The following is a 13336-nucleotide window of genomic DNA, read 5'->3' on the forward strand; positions in this document are numbered from 1 at the left end:
TTTCTTTTCTGTCTTAGCGTATGGTTTTCGGCGTCATCATTCGGCGCGCGCCGATGTAGTGACGCTGCCAGTAATCTTCCGACAGACCGCTGATCTGGATATCTTTTCCGGTGCGCGGCGACTGAATAAATTTGCCGTTGCCGAGATAAACGCCAACGTGATCGGCCGTACCGCGACCGTTAATACGGAAAAACACCAGGTCGCCTTTCTCCAGCGATTCGCGCTTCACCGGCGCGGCGTCGCGCAGGTGGTACATTTCATTGGCGGTGCGCGGAATTCTGAATTTCACTAAATCCTTATAGGCGTACCAGACCAGGCCGCTGCAGTCGAAACCGGTATGCGGAGAGGTGCCGCCCCACTGATAGGGTTTGCCCAGCTGTCCCATCAGCTTGGTCATCGCGGTTTCGCGCGCTTTCTGGTAACGCAGGCGATGAGACTTGCTCATTTTGATGGTGGTGCCGTCATCGGCGTCCAGCAGCTGCAGCTTAGCGGTTTTGGCCGTACCCAGCTCGCGCTGATGGCCATAACGTTTACGGGAAGATTTAAGGGATTTTTTCTGTTCGCCAGCGGAATGAGAAAGTGAAGCCGTTTCGATTTTCTTCTGTTTTTTCAGTTTAATTTTTTGCGTAGCAGAAGAAGGGCGCGATTTTTTCGAGCTGCTTTTAACCGGCCGCCGTTTGCGTCGCTCATCTTCGCGCGCGCTTTTTTTCTCCGCCTTGTGCAGGCTGGCGTTAACCGGCGTTTGCGGCGAAGCTGAAGCGATGTTCAGAAACAGCTGCGCGAAAGCTAATATGAAAAGCGTAATCAGTAATCGCATAGTCCGGTTACAGGGTTAGCGGTTACGACGACAGGCCGTAACGAGGTTAGAAAAATCTGATCGAGGATCAGCGCCGGGGCCATTCTAAGCCAGGTTTTTTTCAAAAGTTAAGCCATTTTTCTATTAAACTGTTACAGGGTTGCAACTGACTCATAAATGAGCGATTTCAGAAGCTTATAGCAGCAAACTTATTACCAGTTATGAACAGCTTAAGTTTTGATTATCGTCAGAAAAAGTCAGAGCTTTACTTAAAAACTTAACAAACATGGCGGTTTCGCCTGGTAAGCGAGAAATTGTCGTTTTCAGTAACGGGGCGAAGTCGCTACAATAAACAAACACGAAGTAGGGAATTAAGGAAGGCAATTATGAGTACTGTAGAAAAAATTCAGCGCCAGATCGCAGAAAACCCGGTCCTGCTGTATATGAAAGGCTCGCCGAAACTGCCGAGCTGCGGTTTCTCTGCGCAGGCGGTGCAGGCGCTCTCTGCCTGCGGTGAGCGTTTTGCTTACGTGGATATTCTGCAGAACCCTGATATTCGCGCCGAGCTGCCGAAATATGCCAACTGGCCGACCTTCCCGCAGCTGTGGGTTGACGGCGAGCTGGTTGGCGGCTGCGACATTATCGTCGAGATGTTCCAGCGCGGCGAACTGCAGTCGCTGATTAAAGAGACGGCAGAAAAGCATAAAGAAGCGGAATAAACAACAAGGCCGACGCGAGTCGGCCTTTTTTATGACTATTCCTCCGACGCAGGTTCACCCTCGTCGTCCGCCGCGGCCAGCGGCAAAGGCCAGCCCCCCAGCCGTTTCCAGCGGTTCACCAGCTCGCAGAACAGCGTCGCCGTCTGTTCGGTATCGTAAAGCGCCGAGTGCGCCTGCGTGCTGTCAAAATCCATGCCTGCCGCTTTACAGGCTTTCGCCAGCACCGTCTGCCCCAGCACCAGCCCACTCAGCGCCGCGGTATCAAAGGTGGCGAACGGATGGAAAGGGTTGCGCTTCAGGCCAGCGCGTCCGGCGGCAGCCATCATAAAATTCAAGTCAAAGGTCGCGTTGTGCGCCACCATAATGGCGCGATTGCAGTGATGATCCTTGATCCCTTTACGCACCATCTTGAAGATGGCGTGCAGCGCCTCATATTCGCTGACCGCGCCGCGCAGCGGATTGCTGGGATCGATGCCGGTAAAGGCCAGCGCTTCCGGATGAAGCAGCGCGCCTTCGAAAGGTTCGACGTGAAAATGCAGCGTCTGGTCGCGGTGCAGCCAGCCCTCTTCATCCATTTTCAGCGTGGTGGCGGCGATCTCCAGCAGCGCATCGGTCTGCGCGTTAAAGCCTGCGGTCTCGACATCGATCACCACAGGATAGAAACCTCGGAAACGTTGATTCAGCGCGTTCAGGGAGTTCGTTTCAGACATCAGCATCTCATAGCAGAAATTAGGCAGCGCGCATTATGGCAAAAAAAAGGTGAGGGTGCAGCAGAAGGGAAGGCTTCAGCCTGCCGCAAACAACAGACTGAAGCGGCAAACTTAGTTGCCCAGGCCGTTACCGGCATCTTTGTTTTCGATCAGCTCGATTTTATAGCCGTCTGGATCTTCAACGAAAGCGATAATAGTAGAGCCGCCTTTAACCGGGCCAGCTTCGCGCGTTACGTTGCCGCCCGCGTTGCGAATACGGTCGCAGGTCGCCGCCACGTCGTCCACGCCCAGCGCGATATGGCCGTAGGCGTTGCCGAGATCGTAGCTGTCCACGCCCCAGTTGTAGGTCAGTTCGATAACTGCGCCTTCGCTCTCTTCGGTGTAGCCCACGAATGCCAGCGTATATTTGTATTCCGTGTTTTCGCTCTGACGCAGCACGCGCATGCCGAGAACGCGGGTGTAAAAGTCGATGGAGCGTTGCAGATCGCCAACGCGTAACATGGTGTGGAGTAAACGCATAACTTCCTCTTTTATTAAATTGTCATCTTCTGATGACGCAAACGCTAAGTATAGCGATGAAAATAGCAAAAAACGGTCGCTGGCGTAACCGTCGTCACGCCAGCGCTTCGCTTAGAGCGTGGGGTAGTCGGTATAGCCTTCCGCGCCGCCGCCGTAGAAGCTCTCCGGACGCTGCGGGTTGAGCGGGGCATCCTGCTGCAGACGCGCCACCAGATCGGGGTTGGCGATAAAGTCGCGGCCAAACGCCACGGCATCGATCAGACCGCGCGAAATAAGGTCGTCCGCTTTTTCGACGGTATAGGCGCCTGCGCCGATAATCACACCCGGGAAGATCCCGCGCACTTTTTCGCGGAAGGCGTCGCTATAGGGCTTGCCGCCCGCCCAGTCCGGCTCGGAAAGGTGCAGATAGGCGATATTGCGCTTCGCCAGCTCGCCGATATACCACAGCGCGGCTTTCTCTTCTTCAGGGCCGTTATCCAGATTCTGGAAGCTGCCCACTGGCGAAATGCGAATGCCGATACGATCGGCAGACCAGTTGGCAATGGCGGCATCCACCACTTCCAGCGCGAAGCGGCCGCGTTTCTCAATGCTGCCGCCATATTCATCGGTGCGACGGTTGGAGTCGGGCGCCAGGAACTGGTGCATCAGGTAGCCGTGCGCCGAGTGCAGCTCAAGCAGATCAAAGTCCGCTTCGCGCGCGTTGGCGGCCGCCTGGCCGAAGTCCGCCACGATCTGCTTAATCTCGGCGATGGTCAGCTCACGCGGCGTTGAGGTCTCTTCACGATAGACGCTGCCGTCTTCTGCGCGCAGCGAGGTGCGCGTGCCAGCGGCGATAGCGGAGGGGGCGACAGGCGCTTTCCCTTCCGGCTGGACGCTGTGGTGCGAAATCCGGCCGGTATGCCACAGCTGAACGGCGCTGTGGCCGCCCGCCTCGTGAATGCCTGCGTTAATCGCTTTCCAGGCGGCAATCTGCTGCTGGGTATGCAGCCCCGGCGCGCCGGCATAGCCTTTCGCCTGGAAAGAGACCTGCGTCGCCTCGGTAATAATCAGCCCGGCGCTGGCGCGCTGACGATAATATTCCCCCATCAGCGGAGTGGGAATATCGCCAGGTTCGATGCTGCGCAAACGCGTCAGCGGCGCCATAAATACGCGGTTCGGTACGGTAATCGCACCCACTTTAAGCGGGCTAAACAGCTGGGTACTTGCCATAACAACTCCTGTAGTAGACCGGTCTGCTATAAAACGGCGTTTTTAAAATCAGTGGGCGTGTAACCACTGTTCGAGAGTGCTTAATGCCAGACGCAGCGGCTCGGGCTCACGCGATAGCTTGCTCTGCAGGCTTGCGCCCAGCCACAAAATATAGATGACTTTCGCCATCTCCTGCGGCGCATGCGGCAACACCATCTTCTCCTGCCGCAGGGCCGCTTCCAGCGTTTGCGCATAGGCCGCGATAATACGGCTGGCGCCATGCTGCAGCGCGTCGCGCATCGGCTCGGAGAGATCGCAGACTTCGGCGGAGAGTTTTACCACCAGGCAGCCGACGATATGCCCCTGTTCGCTGAACAGCCGCTCCGCCTGACGGAAGAACGCCAGCAGACGTTCGCGCGGCGTGCCCTTGTCATGCTGCAGCTGCGCGTCGACCTGCTGATGGAAATGGAGAAAGTAGCGCTCCAGCAACGCCACGCCAAACGCCTCTTTCGAGCGGAAGTAGTAGTAGAACGAGCCTTTCGGCACCTGCGCCAGCGTCAGCAGTTCGCTGAGTCCCATTCCGGTAAACCCCCGCTGCAGACAGAGCTGCTCGCCGGTGGCGAGCAGGTGTTCACGAGTTTCATTGCGTTGCAGCGTCTTGTTCATGGCGCTTAAGGTAGTAGACCGATCGGTCGAATGCAACGCTTAGCCCGTTTTACGGCACGTTCTGATCATGTCGAGCTGCGGCTGATACTCGCTGGTCTGCACGTCGAACATACCCAGCAGCGTATGGAAAAGATTGTCCTGCGACACCTCTGCCGCAGGTGCCTGCTGGCGCAGACAGGCCTGATCGATACCGTAGGTTTTGGCGTAATCGTCCGACATCCACAGCAGAAAAGGGATATGCGTCTGCTGAGACGGCGCAAACAGGTAAGGCGCGCCGTGAAGATACATGCCATGCTCGCCCAGCGATTCGCCGTGATCGGAGAGATAGATCAGCGCCACGTTGAAGCGGTCGCTGAGGCCTTTCAGCTTATCGATGGTGCGGCTGATCATATCGTCGCTGTAGAGCAGAGAGTTATCGTAGGTATTCATCAGCGCCTGATGATCGCAGTCCTGAATCTGGTTGCTGTCGCAGGTCGGCGTAAACTGGCGGAACTGCGGCGGATAACGGCGATAGTAGGCAGGCCCGTGGCTGCCCATCTGATGCAGTACAATAATGCCGTCGTTATGCAGGCTGTCGGTATAGTTATCCAGCCGGTGCAGCAACACATCGTCCAGACAGGAACCTTGCTGGCATCCGTCATTCAGCTTCCACAGCGTCATATCGGTGTGGGGCACACGGTCGCAGGCGCCTTTGCAGCCGCCGTCATTTTCGCGCCACAGTACGCTGATGCCCGCATGTCCCAGCACGTCCAGCGCGCCATCCTGATGGTGCGCCAGATTGGCGTCGTAATGGATGCGTGGCATACTGGAGAACATACAGGGCACGGAGATGGCCGTTTCTGTGCCGCAGGAGGTCGCCTGCGGGTAGTAAATAACCTTCTGTTTCTTCAGCTGCGGGTTGGTCTCTCGCCCATAACCGCCCAGCGAAAAGTTTTCCGCTCGCGCAGTTTCACCTACGACCAGCACCACGAGCGTTTTTTTCTGCTCCGCTGCGATAGTCGGCCCTTTATGCGCGTCCTGACCGATATGGACCCACTCCTGGCTGCCTTTCATCCAGCGATTGTTAACGTAGTGGCCCGCGCCGCTGACGATGTTGGCGGGCGTCACCATCTTGACCAGCCCTTTATTGTTGCGGATCAGCGACGCGTAATCTTTATAAAACAGCAACGCCATCAGTATGATCACGCCCAGCGATGCCGCCATAAACAGCGCGCGCCAGGCCAGATTCATCCACCATGAGTCGCGACGTTTGAAACGCACCAGCAGCATGATAAGGGTCGGCACCACGCCCATCAGGGTAATCCAGATGATGGCGTTAGGGCTGATCAGCGCGGTGGATTCCTGGAGATCGGTTTCGAATACGTTCTGCACCATATTGGTATCGATAACGGTGCCGAAGCTATACATAAAGTAGTTTGCCGCCGCGCTCGACAGGATCAGCACCGCCAGCAGCGGCTTACGCAGATAAGGCCAGGCGATCAGGTTGAAGATCAACGCGAACGCTGCCGTCAGCACGACAGGAAGACTAAAGGCAAAAAGGTAGTCGTGCAGCGAAGTGTAGGGGATACGTTCCCAGGCGCGGAAGACAAACAGTCCGTTCAGAACTAACGCAAAAAACAGAGAAACCGCCAGATTAAACGTGCTTTCGTGACAGCGTAACTTATTTAACAGCATGAGTATCCAGTAAAAAACAAAGAGTCGCTAAAAGAGAATAACGATAACTGCTTTGAGAAACCTTAACAAAAGCTCAACACTATGAGGGGAATTTCCAGATAAGCCAACCTCATTAGTTACATTTATTGACCAGACGCATCTGCCTGAGGAAAAAGGTGCAGGGATTGCGCTATCTTTAGTGGAGATATTGAACAATGCGGAGACGCTGTGGCGGAGCAACTTGAGTTTTTCCCGGTACCCAGTCCCTGTCGCGGCATCTGCCAGGTAGATGCGCGCGGCTACTGCATCGGCTGCCTGCGCAGCCGTGACGAACGCTTTCACTGGATGAAATTCAGCGATGCGCAGAAGCGTGAAGTGCTGCGCCTGTGCCATCAGCGCCGTCTGCGCATGCTGCGCACGCAGAAACAGGATGACGATCAAGAACCGCAGCAGCCGTCCCTGTTCTGACCGCTTTTCGTTATACTCCCTGTCACCAACTGAGATAGTACACACAGGGATATCACTATGCTGCAACCGCAACCAGTCTCGCCACAGGGTCCAGATTTCTCTCCGCTGATTATGGGCTACTGGCGCCTGATGGAGTGGGAAATGACGCCGCAGCAGCGCGTCAGCTTTATCGAACATCATCTCTCTTTGGGCATTACCACGGTCGATCACGCCGATATCTATGGTGATTACCGCTGCGAGGCCGCCTTTGGCGAGGCGCTGAAGCTGTCCCCCGGCCTGCGCGACCAGCTGCAAATCGTGACCAAATGCGGCATCGCCACGCGCGCTAAGCCAGAGCATCACATCGGACACTACATTACCGACAAGGCGCATATCGTGCAGAGCGCGGAGAATTCGCTACGTCATTTCGCCACCGATCGCCTGGATCTGCTGCTGATCCACCGCCCCGATCCGCTGATGAATGCCGATGTGGTGGCCGAGGCGTTTCTGGCGCTGCATCAGAGCGGCAAGGTGCTGCATTTCGGCGTGTCGAACTTTACCCCCTCGCAGTTTGCGCTGTTGCAGTCGCGTCTGCCTTTTACGCTGGTGACCAATCAGGTAGAGATCTCGCCAGTCCAGCAAAATGTGCTGCTGGACGGCACGCTCGACCAGTGTCAGCAGCTTCGCCTGCGTCCGATGGCGTGGTCCTGTCTGGGCGGCGGCGAGCTGTTTCAGCATCCGCACTACCAGCCGCTGCGCGATGAGCTGGAAAAGGTACGCCTCGAGACCGACGCAGCCAGCCTGGCGCAGGTGGTATACGCCTGGGTGCTGATGTTGCCCAGCCAGCCGCTGCCGATTATTGGCTCCGGCAATCCCGAACGCGTCAGCGAGGCGGCGGCCGCGCTAAGCGTGAGGCTGGACCGCCAGCAATGGTTCCGCATTCGTAAAGCGGCGCTGGGTTACGACGTACCCTGAAGCGTAAAGCTGTGTCAAACAGGGGCAAGGATCTGAAATTGCAGCCAGGCTTATCAAACCCTGGGGGAGAGATAAGAGGCAACGATGAAAAAATCGGTCTTAGCGTTGTTATTACTGATGGGCGGCGGCCTGGCCGCCAGCGCGCAGGCGCAAGAGGTGACGCTGCATAAAGTGAGCGCAGAGGGCATCGGTGAAGCGATTGGCACGATCGATATCGAGCAGACAACGTACGGCCTGCAGCTTACGCCGAAGCTCAGTGGCCTGACGCCGGGCGTGCACGGCTTTCATGTTCATGCCAGCGGCAGCTGCGAGCCAGCCGTTTCTGAAGGCAAGAAGGTCGCGGCAGGCGCGGCGGGTGGCCACCTCGATCCGCAAAAAACCGGCAAGCACCTTGGTCCTTATGCAGAGGGACACCTCGGCGATCTGCCGGCCATCTACGTTGACGATAAGGGCAACGCCACTTATCCGGTACTGGCGCCGCGTCTGAAATCCCTGGATGAGATCAAGGGCAAGGCGTTGATGGTGCATATCGGCGGCGATAACCATGCCGATCATCCGCTGCCGCTTGGCGGCGGCGGCGGGCGCTACGCCTGCGGAGTGATCTGATTGCTCGCCTGCTGACGGCTCCGTAAGGGAGCCGTTTAATTACCATTTAGTTTATAGCTATATTCTCCTGATAAATTACCGCCTATGATACTGATTCTGGACACTTTCATCTGGCGCGGTCAAAGGAGAAAAGGAATGAGAAGAACAGGCGCACTGCTGTTCTGTCTGCTGCTGGCGGGCTGCGATCAACCCAATGCGACCCAGCTTATGACCGAAACAGGACGTCAGCTGCAGCGCACCATTGACGCCAACCCGGCGCGCGGCGAGTGTGAAGATATTGCGAAAGGGCGTGAATGGCTGAGCCACAGCGCGCGTAAGCGGCTTGAAGAGAAGGGCTGCCAGTTTGTGTTGCGCAGCGCGACGGAGACTAACTTCGAGCAAACGGCGGTCTATCACACCAGCATGACCATGGTGTGCGGCAGCATTGTCGGCAAGAGCTTTACCGGCAGCGAAATCCGGCGTCGTTTTATCTACTCGCCGGAAGAGCGCGAGCTGGTGATTGAGCCGATGTCCCCCAACGATAAAACCCGGTTCGAGCAGCGTAAAACGCTGGCGCAGCTGCAGGCTGATTTTGAACGCCAGCAGCTGCAGTACTGTAAATAGCTATTCCGGCACCGCCTGCTTCAGCTGCGCCAGCGAACAGCGCAAGCGCCACAAAATGCCCGCCAGCGTATTCGCCTCCGTATCGCCATCCGCCACCAGCTGGCGGATCATCTCATCCAGCTTCGTCAGCGTCTGGTCGAGCGACCTGTGCCGCACGCCGCGCGCGCTCATAATACGCTGTAAATCCTGCAGGCTCGCCTCGCGCATCTGCGCCAGCGTGGCCGACGCGGGTTGCCAGTCGCGCAGATGCCAGACAATATGCGAACAGTTTAGCAGCACTACGCCCCAGCGCAGCAGCCAGACGCGCGCCTGTTCATCGCGACTGCTGCTCAGCTGGCTGATGCGATGATAAATCTGCGATTCAAAGCGGTTTTCGCTCAGGCGCGGACGGCGGCGCAGCTGATCGAGAAACGCCATGCGCAGCGCGCGAATATGGCGGCGGCTGCGGCGTGCGTCGGAGCTGGGTCGCAGGATCTGGAACGCCAGCCAGGCGAGCATCACGCCGCAGACTTTGGCGATATTATCATTGAGGAAATCGGCGTAATCCCAGCTGGGCGGGTTGGTGACCGCGATAAACGATCCCATAAAAACGATAAACTGGCCCCAGAGCGCGGCGCGCTGTTTTTGCTGCAGCTTAAACAGCTGCAGCGTCAGCAATAACGGAAACAGAAACAGCAGAAACTGCCACAGCTGGGAAATCTGCACCATCAGGCCGAACTTCACCACAAAGCTGAACAGCGACAGCCAGAGCAGGGTTTTTAACAGCAGCGTCACGCTGCCGCTCGGTGAGGGCGCAGAGGAGTAAAGCACGCAGGCGATGGCGGTCAGCGTCAGCGCCGCCGCCCCGGAAGACCACTGGGTGGTAATCCAGAAGGCGCAGCCCGCGACGACCACGCAAAAGGTGCGCAGTGCGCTCCAGCCCGCCTCAGCGCTGTCGCTTTCCCGCGCGAGCGAGGGCACGCGCGGCGGCTGAAAGCGGGTATCCGCATCGGCGCGGGCGAGCAGGCGGATCCAGCGGCTGACGTTCAGATACATCCAGCAGAAATAGCGCAGCCGCTGGCAAAACGCGCGCTGGCGGTAATCGCCGTCGGCAGCGGGCGTCACGCTGCGCAGAATTTGCGCCAGCCGGTATTTATTGCACTCCGCGCTGGCCAGCTCCTGCATCAGCGCGCTGATGGCGTCGTAGAGCGCCTGCGGCGCATCGGGCCAGTTAAGCAGCATGCGGCGCAGGCTGGAGAGCACGCTGGTCAGGCGCAGCTGCTGGTGCAGCACATAGTTAAGGACATTGTTCTGACGGCGAAAGCGGTAGTGGCTCCAGAACGCCTGGATGCGCAGCAGGTTCATGGTGAGAATCTGACTGATGACCGCTTCATGCGCGGCGCGCACATTCTCGACGTCGGTGGGTTGCAGCAGCAGCCCGGCGTGCTCCAGCAGGCGCGTATGCATCTTCTGCAGCGACGTAATCAGCGCCTCGCCGTCCGAGGTGCTTGGCAGCACCATCATCATGAAACCGGCGCACAAAATGCCTGAAATCACCTCGCATACGCGCGCCTGAGTCAGGGTCCAGAGATCCGTCGCGTCGGTCAGGTCAACGCTGCTGAAGACGATAATCGCCGCGGTATAGCCCGCCAGCGAAAAGGCGTAGGCCACGTTATTCTGGTAGTGGTTGGCGATGCCGGTACAGAACGCCAGCCAGCCGGCGATAAAAAAGGTAAACAGCCAGGGATCGTTAAGAGTATGACCGGCGATCAGCAGCGCGGCGCCCGCGCCCATCAGGCTGCCGACAATACGTCCCAGGCTTTTGCTTATCGCACCGCCGACGGTGGGAAAGCTGATGACCGCCGCCGAGGTCATCGCCCAGTAAGGCTCATCCAGGTCGAGCGCGTAGGCGATGCTGAGCGCCAGGCACATCGCGATGGCGTTACGCAGCGCGTAGCGCCACTGGTTCGCGTCTGCCTTGACCCACGGCAGCTGGTCCCACGCCAGCCATTGCAGATTCATGGCGCGCTCACGGCTGTACAGAGATGGTGCAGGTGGTGCCCGCCACCAGCGGCACGTTATCCGGTATCTGCGCTAAGCGAATGCGTACCGGCACGCGCTGCGCCAGCCGCACCCAGGGCACGTTCGGTTTGATATCCGGCACCAGCCCACTGTCGCTGTCGATGCTCTGGTCATAGATAGCGCGTCCAATGCTTTCGACTTCGCCCTGCAGCCGTGCGCCATTGCTGTAGAGCACGATCTGCGCCGGCGCGCCGGGACGGATATGGCGCAGCTTGGTCTCTTCAAAATAGCCCATGACGTAATAGGAATGGCTGTCGACCAGTGCGAAGAGCGGCGTGCCCGTCGTGGCGTAATCGCCAACGCGCAGCGTCAGGTTGCTGACCCAGCCGTCGGTCGGCGCGACCACGGTGGTTTGCTGCAGGTTCCAGCGCGCCTGGTCCAGCGCCGCCTGTGCCGCTTTGGCGCTGGCCGCCATCGAGGCGGCGTTGAGCTGCGCGGCGTCAAGATCTTCTGCGGAGATTACATTGCGCGGCAGGCTGGCGCGGCGGCGGGCCTCATGCTGCGCTTTGGCCAGATCGGCCTGCGCTTTCGCCAGCTGCGCCTCGGCGTTGTCCAGCGCAATCTGCAAGGGCACGGTATCCAGCGTCAGCAGCGTCTGCCCCTGATGCACAAACTGATTATCTTTCACCGCCACGGAGACGATGCGCGCCGAAACCTGGGGCGTAATTTGCACCAGTTCGGCGCGGACCTTGCCGTCGCGCGTCCAGGGCGACTGCATGTAGTAGTTCCACATCCACCAGCCCGCCAGCAGGGCGGCCGCGAAGACGATCAAGGTCGAAAAATATTTCACTGCGTTAAATTTCATGGTGAGTATCCCTGTCCCAGCAGTAAAAGCGCGGCGGCGACGCAAAGCACAAAAAGAGAGAGATCCAGCAGCGTCGGATGCCAGATATCGCCCGAGTAAATCCAGCCGCGCAGCAGCGGATGGAGAATCAACCAGAAAAAGAAGCCGAGCAGGACGGCTTTAAAGAGCGGTGGAAAAAACAGCGAAGCGCCGAACACCAGGTCAGTCAGGGGGCTAGCCGCATGAAAGGGAGGAATTGTCACATATCGTCCTTCTGATATCACCCGGGCATCGGTCTCAAAAAGCGTAGATGAAGCGCTGCGGCTTCGCCTGGGGTTTGTAATTTGTCCTTTAAACTCGCAGAATAGTGTAAAATCTGGCTTGATAGCTAGCAAGCTAATTATAAGGAGATGAAATGGATACGCCCCTTGGAACGGATTTGTCTCGCCTGGTGCGCATCTGGCGCGCGTTGATCGATCAGCGCTTAAAGCCGCTTGAGCTTACGCAGACCCATTGGGTCACGCTGCATAATATTCATCAGCTGCCGCCAGAACAGTCGCAGATCCAGCTGGCGAAGGCCATCGGCATTGAACAACCGTCGCTGGTGCGTACGCTGGATCAGCTGGAAGAGAAAGGCCTGATTACCCGCTCGACCTGCGCTAACGATCGTCGTGCAAAGCGCATCAAGCTGACGCGTCAGGCGGAACCGATCATTGAACAGGTGGAAAGCGTTATCGACGCCACCCGCGACGATATCCTTGCCGGCATCAGCCGCGAGGAGATCAACCAGATGGTGACGCTGATCGCCCGGCTGGAAAAAAATATTCTCGAGCTTCAGCATCGGGAAAAATAAAAAAACCGACGCAGCGGCGTCGGTTTTTTTTGCTGAGGCGATCAGCGCGGCGAAACGGTAATCTGGCTGCCGTTAGACGCCAGCGCCACTCGCTGGCCAACAGAGTAGCGGGTAGCCGCCTGTTTCTGCACCACCATAATGGTGTTGCCATCATCTTTACGAATTTCCAGCTCAACGCCGTCGGTTTTATTGACTGCGCCCTGAACCCCCTGACCCGCCAGACCGCCAGCGATAGCGCCGCCTGCGGTGGCAAGGCTGCGTCCGGTGCCGCCGCCGATGGTGTTGCCGAGGAAACCACCCAGCACTGCGCCGCCGATAGCGCCGATCACGTTGCTGTCATCGCCGCCCTGAATCTTAACCGGGCGGACCGATACCAGCGTGCCGTAAGAGACGCTCTGAACCTGTTTGGCCTCACTGGCGCTGTAGGTATCGCCTGACAGGGTACTGTTATTTGCGCACCCGGCCAGGGTAATGCCAGCCAGTGCAACCGCAACGAAACGCTTGATCATTTGTTACTCCTTTCTTAAGCAATGCGCCATGTGTATCGCGAAATCCTGCAAACAGTATAAGACACAAAGCAAATTAATCTTAGTCTGAGTAAAACATGGTGAACCCAAGCATAGACTATTGGCGATCAACAAAAATTCAACCAGGCGGCAAAAAAAGGCGTGCAATGTTACCTGTTGCATAAAGTGGGTGAAAAACATCAGGTAATCGTCGAATCAGACGAGAGAATTTGCCAGACTAAATGGAGTT

At 57.6% G+C, this 13336-nt stretch carries 16 protein-coding genes; 6 read left to right on the plus strand and 10 right to left on the minus strand.

Translation table 11 applies throughout. The features are described 5' to 3' along the window. Positions 1 to 13 precede the first annotated feature (13 nt). Positions 14 to 817: a C40 family peptidase gene (locus tag D7S44_RS04550; RefSeq protein ID WP_120452423.1), complete on the minus strand. Its 804-nt coding sequence runs from the start codon at positions 815 to 817 to the stop codon at positions 14 to 16. Positions 818 to 1179: 362 nt separating this feature from the next. On the opposite strand from D7S44_RS04550, the gene D7S44_RS04555 reads away from it, so the two are divergent. Further along, a complete protein-coding gene (locus tag D7S44_RS04555) occupies positions 1180 to 1515 on the plus strand; it encodes a Grx4 family monothiol glutaredoxin (RefSeq protein WP_179256429.1) in 336 nt (111 codons plus the stop codon). A 35-nt stretch (positions 1516 to 1550) separates the two neighbouring features. Here the strand turns inward: D7S44_RS04555 and rnt are convergent, their stop codons facing one another. From rnt to eptA, 5 genes are all read right to left on the minus strand, one after another. After that, entirely contained in the window at positions 1551 to 2225 is a 675-nt protein-coding gene (gene rnt, locus D7S44_RS04560) for a ribonuclease T (protein WP_120452877.1), read from the minus strand. A 111-nt stretch (positions 2226 to 2336) separates the two neighbouring features. After that, positions 2337 to 2744: a lactoylglutathione lyase gene (gloA, locus tag D7S44_RS04565; RefSeq protein ID WP_120452425.1), complete on the minus strand. Its 408-nt coding sequence runs from the start codon at positions 2742 to 2744 to the stop codon at positions 2337 to 2339. A gap of 111 nt (positions 2745 to 2855) precedes the next feature. Then, entirely contained in the window at positions 2856 to 3953 is a 1098-nt protein-coding gene (nemA, locus tag D7S44_RS04570; RefSeq protein ID WP_120452426.1) for an alkene reductase, read from the minus strand. 48 nt (positions 3954 to 4001) lie between these two features. Continuing rightward, complete coding sequence (locus D7S44_RS04575; RefSeq protein WP_120452428.1) at positions 4002 to 4598, minus strand: TetR/AcrR family transcriptional regulator; 597 nt, start codon at positions 4596 to 4598, stop codon at positions 4002 to 4004. Positions 4599 to 4637: 39 nt separating this feature from the next. Next, entirely contained in the window at positions 4638 to 6278 is a 1641-nt protein-coding gene (gene eptA / locus D7S44_RS04580) for a phosphoethanolamine transferase EptA (protein ID WP_120452429.1), read from the minus strand. A 201-nt stretch (positions 6279 to 6479) separates the two neighbouring features. On the opposite strand from eptA, the gene D7S44_RS04585 reads away from it, so the two are divergent. The 4 genes from D7S44_RS04585 (at position 6480) to D7S44_RS04600 (ending at position 8882) form a co-directional block, all read left to right on the plus strand. Beyond that, entirely contained in the window at positions 6480 to 6719 is a 240-nt protein-coding gene (locus tag D7S44_RS04585; RefSeq protein WP_120452431.1) for a DUF1289 domain-containing protein, read from the plus strand. Between the two features lie 57 nt (positions 6720 to 6776). After that, a complete protein-coding gene (locus tag D7S44_RS04590) occupies positions 6777 to 7673 on the plus strand; it encodes an aldo/keto reductase (protein WP_120452433.1) in 897 nt (298 codons plus the stop codon). Between the two features lie 84 nt (positions 7674 to 7757). Then, on the plus strand, positions 7758 to 8279 hold the full coding sequence (sodC, locus tag D7S44_RS04595; RefSeq protein WP_120452435.1) for a superoxide dismutase family protein: 522 nt from the start codon (positions 7758 to 7760) through the stop codon (positions 8277 to 8279). A 135-nt stretch (positions 8280 to 8414) separates the two neighbouring features. Further along, a complete protein-coding gene (locus D7S44_RS04600; protein WP_120452437.1) occupies positions 8415 to 8882 on the plus strand; it encodes a hypothetical protein in 468 nt (155 codons plus the stop codon). Here the strand turns inward: D7S44_RS04600 and D7S44_RS04605 are convergent, their stop codons facing one another. From D7S44_RS04605 to D7S44_RS04615, 3 genes are read right to left on the minus strand one after another with little or no spacing between them, the layout of a single operon-like run. Next, on the minus strand, positions 8883 to 10883 hold the full coding sequence (locus D7S44_RS04605) for an FUSC family protein (RefSeq protein ID WP_120452438.1): 2001 nt from the start codon (positions 10881 to 10883) through the stop codon (positions 8883 to 8885). 7 nt (positions 10884 to 10890) lie between these two features. Then, positions 10891 to 11748, minus strand: a complete 858-nt coding sequence (locus tag D7S44_RS04610) for an efflux RND transporter periplasmic adaptor subunit (RefSeq protein WP_120452440.1) — start codon at positions 11746 to 11748, stop codon at positions 10891 to 10893. Beyond that, a complete protein-coding gene (locus D7S44_RS04615) occupies positions 11745 to 11990 on the minus strand; it encodes a DUF1656 domain-containing protein (RefSeq protein ID WP_120452442.1) in 246 nt (81 codons plus the stop codon). The genes D7S44_RS04610 and D7S44_RS04615 overlap by 4 nt, the downstream gene beginning before the upstream one ends. Positions 11991 to 12142: 152 nt before the next feature. Between D7S44_RS04615 and slyA the strand changes: the two genes are divergently transcribed. Next, positions 12143 to 12580, plus strand: a complete 438-nt coding sequence (slyA, locus tag D7S44_RS04620; protein ID WP_033747426.1) for a transcriptional regulator SlyA — start codon at positions 12143 to 12145, stop codon at positions 12578 to 12580. Positions 12581 to 12621: 41 nt separating this feature from the next. Here the strand turns inward: slyA and slyB are convergent, their stop codons facing one another. Continuing rightward, positions 12622 to 13089: an outer membrane lipoprotein SlyB gene (gene slyB, locus D7S44_RS04625; RefSeq protein ID WP_120452444.1), complete on the minus strand. Its 468-nt coding sequence runs from the start codon at positions 13087 to 13089 to the stop codon at positions 12622 to 12624. Positions 13090 to 13336 lie beyond the last annotated feature (247 nt).

The sequence above is a fragment of the Pantoea piersonii genome (assembly GCF_003612015.1).
GTDB classification, from domain to species: Bacteria; Pseudomonadota; Gammaproteobacteria; order Enterobacterales; family Enterobacteriaceae; genus Pantoea; species Pantoea piersonii.

Excerpts from the sequence above, each read along its gene's own strand:
- D7S44_RS04550 (WP_120452423.1), bottom strand. The coding sequence starts at position 817 with ATGCGATTACTGATTACGCTTTTCATATTAGCTTTCGCGCAGCTGTTT.
- rnt (WP_120452877.1), bottom strand. The coding sequence starts at position 2,225 with ATGTCTGAAACGAACTCCCTGAACGCGCTGAATCAACGTTTCCGAGGT.
- gloA (WP_120452425.1), bottom strand. The coding sequence starts at position 2,744 with ATGCGTTTACTCCACACCATGTTACGCGTTGGCGATCTGCAACGCTCC.
- nemA (WP_120452426.1), bottom strand. The coding sequence starts at position 3,953 with ATGGCAAGTACCCAGCTGTTTAGCCCGCTTAAAGTGGGTGCGATTACC.
- D7S44_RS04575 (WP_120452428.1), bottom strand. The coding sequence starts at position 4,598 with ATGAACAAGACGCTGCAACGCAATGAAACTCGTGAACACCTGCTCGCC.
- D7S44_RS04590 (WP_120452433.1), top strand. The coding sequence starts at position 6,777 with ATGCTGCAACCGCAACCAGTCTCGCCACAGGGTCCAGATTTCTCTCCG.
- sodC (WP_120452435.1), top strand. The coding sequence starts at position 7,758 with ATGAAAAAATCGGTCTTAGCGTTGTTATTACTGATGGGCGGCGGCCTG.
- D7S44_RS04600 (WP_120452437.1), top strand. The coding sequence starts at position 8,415 with ATGAGAAGAACAGGCGCACTGCTGTTCTGTCTGCTGCTGGCGGGCTGC.
- D7S44_RS04605 (WP_120452438.1), bottom strand. The coding sequence starts at position 10,883 with ATGAATCTGCAATGGCTGGCGTGGGACCAGCTGCCGTGGGTCAAGGCA.
- D7S44_RS04610 (WP_120452440.1), bottom strand. The coding sequence starts at position 11,748 with ATGAAATTTAACGCAGTGAAATATTTTTCGACCTTGATCGTCTTCGCG.
- slyA (WP_033747426.1), top strand. The coding sequence starts at position 12,143 with ATGGATACGCCCCTTGGAACGGATTTGTCTCGCCTGGTGCGCATCTGG.
- slyB (WP_120452444.1), bottom strand. The coding sequence starts at position 13,089 with ATGATCAAGCGTTTCGTTGCGGTTGCACTGGCTGGCATTACCCTGGCC.